The 4,982-nt window shown below is 63.6% G+C and carries 4 protein-coding genes; 1 reads left to right on the top strand and 3 read right to left on the bottom strand.

The window, feature by feature from the left end:
* Nucleotides 1-437 precede the first annotated feature (437 nt).
* A complete protein-coding gene (locus ACTHL0_RS05395; protein ID WP_440565564.1) occupies nt 438-914 on the top strand; it encodes a DciA family protein in 477 nt (158 codons plus the stop codon).
* Nucleotides 915-1,057: 143 nt separating this feature from the next.
* Here the strand turns inward: ACTHL0_RS05395 and lpxC are convergent, their stop codons facing one another.
* From lpxC to ftsA, 3 genes are all read right to left on the bottom strand, one after another.
* Nucleotides 1,058-1,975: a UDP-3-O-acyl-N-acetylglucosamine deacetylase gene (lpxC, locus tag ACTHL0_RS05390; RefSeq protein WP_440565563.1), complete on the bottom strand. Its 918-nt coding sequence runs from the start codon at nt 1,973-1,975 to the stop codon at nt 1,058-1,060.
* Between the two features lie 694 nt (nt 1,976-2,669).
* On the bottom strand, nt 2,670-3,875 hold the full coding sequence (gene ftsZ / locus ACTHL0_RS05385; RefSeq protein WP_440565562.1) for a cell division protein FtsZ: 1,206 nt from the start codon (nt 3,873-3,875) through the stop codon (nt 2,670-2,672).
* 156 nt (nt 3,876-4,031) lie between these two features.
* Nucleotides 4,032-4,982, bottom strand: a 951-nt coding sequence (gene ftsA, locus ACTHL0_RS05380) for a cell division protein FtsA (protein ID WP_440565561.1), incomplete at its 5' end; no start/stop codon positions are given.

Genomic DNA, 4,982 nt, shown 5'->3' with positions numbered 1-4,982 from the left:
GTTGGTCGTCCGTCAATTGCTCGATTTGCGGCTCGAGCGCATTGATCACCGCGACGGTCTTTTGATACTGCTTGACGAGACGCTGATTGCGGCTGCCAAAGATCTTTTGGAGAAAACCGGTGGTCATTGGGTCGAGTATGCGTCGCGGCTTCGCTCGTGCGCCCGCGCGGCTCGTTGGCGCCGTTCGCGGATGCTCGGGTTCGGATAGCCTCGGCGGCTTATTCCATGAGTGAATTCGAATCGCGCATTTTAGCACGCGAGCCTTAATGTACCGTGTCGGGAGCCAGCATGCCGGGCGCCCGGGTTCGGGCCTCGCCCGTGTTACGGCGAGGACACCTCAGGGGGTGTCTGAACCTGCAACCAAGGCGGCAAGACGGGGCCGAAAGACGGGCAGATCGAGGCGGTAACGCGGTTCGCTAAGACGGTACAATCGCCGCATGAGCCGTTTTTCGTCTTTTTCGAAATTTCCCGGGCAGCGCCGGCCTCAAGCCGTCGCCGAAGTGCTCGGCCGCACCGACGCATTTGCCGCGCTGCGGGCCGGCGTCGAGCAGATTGCCTCGCTCGAACGCGAGCTCGCGCAGATCCTGCCCGATTATCTGGCGGCCAATGTCGAACCGGGATTCATCAAGGACGGGACGCTGACACTGTTCGCCGCCCACGGTGCACTGGCCGCGCGGTTGCGTCAGGTCGAACCGCGCCTGCTGGCGGAACTGCAGCAGCGCGGCTGGCCGGTCCGCGCGTTGACCTTCAAAGTGCGGCCCCGCGCCGTTGTGGAGCCGCCCCCGCCCAAGCAGGCCCGGATGACGCCGGCCGGCGCCGCGGCGCGACAGGCACTGAGCCGGACGCTCGCGCCGTCTCCGCTGCAGGCGGCTCTCGCCAAAATGGCGGCTCGCCACGGAAAACCAAGCGACTAAGCGCTGCACGGGGCTACAGTAAGTGCTGAAGCACTCACCGTAGCCGACAACTGAAGCACCCACTGCGCATCGCCCAAAAAAATGAGCGGCCCGCAGGCCGCCCACTTTCACCTTCCAATCGCCGGACCACCGGCACACCCGTATCAGGCGAATGCCGTCTGCGCCTCGTAGCCGAACCCGCGCGGCGCGTGCTGCGCATCGTCGAAGGTCAGCACTTCGTAAGCATCTTCGTGGGCGAGCAACTCGCGCAGCAACGCGTTGTTCAAGCCGTGCCCCGATTTGTACGCCGTATACGAGGCCAGCAACGGATGGCCGACGACGTACAAATCGCCGATCGCATCGAGCATCTTATGCTTCACGAACTCATCGTCGTAACGGAGGCCGTCGTTGTTCAAGATCCGGTATTCGTCGAGCACGATCGCATTGTCCATGCTGCCGCCGCGCGCCAATCCGAGCTCACGCATCATCTCGACCTCATGGGCGAAACCGAACGTGCGGGCACGCGCGATTTCACGCACGTAGGACGTCGTTGCGAAATCCACTTCGAGCGCCTGCCCCGTCTTATCGACGGCCGGATGGCTGAAATCGATCGTGAACTTCAACTTGAAGCCGAAATACGGATCGAGGCGCGCCACTTTGTCGCCCTCGCGCACTTCGACCGGCTTGATGACCTTGATGAACTTTTTCGGCGCGTTTTGCTCTTCGATCCCGGCCGATTGCATCAGAAAGACGAACGATGCTGCGCTGCCGTCCATGATGGGGATTTCTTCAGCCGTTACGTCGACGTAGAGGTTATCGATCCCCAAGCCGGCGCACGCCGACATCAAGTGCTCGACCGTCGACACCCGCACGCCGTCCTTCTGCAACACCGAAGCCAGGCGCGTATCGCCGATCGACAGCGCCCCGGCCGGGATGTCCACGGGCGTAGCCAAATCGATGCGCGAAAACACGATACCGGTGTTCGCGGCAGCCGGACGCAGCGTCAGTTCGACCTTGCGTCCAGAATGCAGGCCGATCCCGACGGTTTTGACGATCGATTTGATTGTGCGTTGCTTCAACATGATTCCGTTCGTTCGATTGCTATTTTCAATCGGTATTTTTCAGCTCATAGGGCGAAGTATACTCTATCCAGAGAAAGCGTTCATTTCTCCGGACGTATCAATCTGTTTCCAGCGATTACTGCAATCGATGAAACGAGGCCGGCGGCCGGAACGGAGGCATTCCCGGCCGCCGGCCCGTAATGGACCGTCACAAACTTCTGGCGCATGCGTTGCCCTTGCACAACGTTGGACGCCCGCGCGCAGCAGGGGCACGGCCTGCCCCGCCGCGGATGAAACGCGACGCGAAGGCCTACAGGCAAGCGATTCGCATCGCTTGTCCGGTTTCCGAGCCGCCGCCCGGCGCACCTTGCCCGAGATGCGCCGAATATCCGCCCGCACTCGCCCGCGCACAGCATCGATGCCGCATTGTTAGCGGCACGACGTTGCGCGCATTGCGATCAGCGGCTCGCCCGTTGCCAGATCCGCCTGTCGCAGACCGGAGCGCTTGCGTGCACGCGACCCAATGCAGCCGCACGCGCCACGCCGCCCGGCCTCGGACGCGCCGACAGCCGAGCTACCCGCGTCGCTTGCGCGCTGCGGGCGCCGTACGCGCCCGGTCGTCCGAGGCAGCGAAGCCGCCTGACGCCGTTGCCATTCATGATGTCGTCCAACGCCTGCGCGACCCGTGCAGCGTTCACGCCGGCGAACGCACCGCTTAGTCAGCCTGCTTACGCAGGAACGCCGGGATGTCGTACGTATCGACGCCCTTCTCCTGCAGCGCCTGCACATGCGACGCCGCCGTTTCGCGCGAATTGCGCCATACGGCCGGCGTATCGAACGCGCCATAATCGGACGTGTTCGCGTGCGACGACTGCGGCGTGTAGCCATGCTGCATCACGGGCTGGTTGTCCGTACCCGTGCGCAGCAGCGTCATCGGCGCCGCTTGCGGCTTCTTCGCCACACCCGCCGCCGAACGGCCGAGACCCGTCGCCACCACCGTCACGCGCAGGGCATCGCCCATCGCGTCGTCGTAGACGGCTCCGAAAATCACCGTGGCGTCTTCCGCTGCGTAGCTCTTGATCGTGTTCATCACTTCGCGCGTTTCCGACAGACGCAGCGAACGGCTCGACGTGATGTTGACGAGCACGCCGCGCGCGCCCGACAGATCGACACCTTCGAGCAACGGGCTGGCAACGGCTTGTTCAGCCGCCAGGCGCGCGCGATCGACACCGGCCACGGTGGCCGTGCCCATCATCGCCTTGCCTTGCTCGCCCATCACCGTCTTCACGTCTTCGAAGTCGACGTTCACGAGGCCATCGACATTGATGATTTCAGCAATGCCGGCTACCGCGTTGTTGAGAACGTCGTCCGCGCACTGGAAGCACTTGTCCATCTCGGCGTCATCGCCCATCACCTCGAACAGCTTGTCGTTCAGGACGACGATCAGCGAGTCGACGTGATCCTCCAGTTGCTGCGAACCGGCTTCTGCCACGCGCATGCGCTTGCCGCCTTCGAATTCGAACGGCTTGCTCACGACGCCAACGGTCAGAATGCCCATCTCCTTGGCGATCTGCGCGACCACGGGCGCCGCGCCCGTACCCGTGCCGCCGCCCATGCCCGCGGTGATGAACACCATGTGCGCGCCGCGCAACGCATCGGCGATCCGCTCGCGCGCTTCTTCGGCCGCCGCACGTCCCATCTCCGGCTTCGCGCCGGCGCCGAGCCCCGTGTTGCCAAGCTGAATCACGTTCGGCGCGCGCGAACGCGACAACGCTTGCGCATCGGTGTTCATGACGACGAAATCGACGCCCTGCACCCCTTTGCTGATCATGTGCGCGACGGCATTGCCGCCCGCACCGCCAACGCCGACCACCTTGATGATGGTGCCGTTGGTTTCCGTTTCCAACATCTGGAATTCCATATTGCCTCCGAAAGAAAAATGCCTGCTCATCGGCCGTTAGTCGGCGGGGAATCGGGCAATCCCCTCACCGCACGCGAGCCGCCGGCACCCGCGCTTTCACTGCCTGCCCGAAGCGCGTCACGTGCGGCGCGCGTTGAGCCGTCCACAAAATCACCGTTAAAAATTGCCCAGGAACCAGTCCTTCATGCGCGAGAAGACCTGCCCCACCGAACCGGACTGCACCGCGACCTTGCGGCCGCGCATCCGTTGCGACGAGCCTTCCACGAGCAACCCCATCGCCGTCGAATAGCGCGGATTGCGCACGACGTCGGCAAGGCCCCCTGCATACTCCGGCACACCAATGCGTACCGGCTTCAGAAAAATGTCTTCGCCGAGTTCGACCATGCCGGGCATCATCGATGCACCGCCCGTCAGAACGATCCCGGAGCTCAAGAGTTCCTCGTAACCCGACTCGCGCACGACTTGATGCACGAGCGAGAACAATTCTTCGATGCGCGGCTCGATCACCGCCGCCAGCGCCTGACGCGAGAGCGTGCGCGGCCCGCGTTCGCCGAGGCCCGGCACCTCGATCATCTCGTCCGGATCGGCAAGCGCTTGCTTGGCGATGCCGTAGCTGACTTTGATGTCTTCCGCATCGGGCGTCGGCGTACGCAACGCCATCGCGATGTCGCTCGTAATCTGGTCGCCCGCGATCGGAATCACCGCCGTATGGCGAATCGCGCCTTCGCCGAAGATCGCGATGTCCGTCGTGCCGCCGCCGATATCGACAAGCACCACGCCCAGCTCCTTCTCGTCTTCCGTCAACACGGCGAGCGAAGAGGCAAGCGGCTGCAGGATCAAGTCGTTCACTTCGAGCCCGCAGCGGCGCACACATTTGACGATGTTCTGCGCCGCCGAGACGGCGCCCGTCACGATGTGCACCTTCACCTCGAGGCGGATGCCGCTCATGCCGATCGGCTCGCGCACGTCCTCCTGGCCGTCGATGATGAATTCCTGCGTCAGGATGTGCAGCACCTGCTGATCGGTCGGGATGTTGATCGCCTTGGCGGTCTCGATCACGCGCGCGACATCGGCCTGCGTCACTTCCTTGTCCTTGATCGCCACCAT

The organism is Trinickia sp. (genome assembly GCF_051961175.1).
Lineage (GTDB): Bacteria > Pseudomonadota > Gammaproteobacteria > Burkholderiales > Burkholderiaceae > Trinickia.
This window is presented reverse-complemented; position numbering and strand designations above follow the sequence as displayed.

Coding starts and splice junctions, on each gene's coding strand:
- ACTHL0_RS05395 (WP_440565564.1), top strand. CDS start 438: ATGAGCCGTTTTTCGTCTTTTTCGAAATTTCCCGGGCAGCGCCGGCCT.
- lpxC (WP_440565563.1), bottom strand. CDS start 1,975: ATGTTGAAGCAACGCACAATCAAATCGATCGTCAAAACCGTCGGGATC.
- ftsZ (WP_440565562.1), bottom strand. CDS start 3,875: ATGGAATTCCAGATGTTGGAAACGGAAACCAACGGCACCATCATCAAG.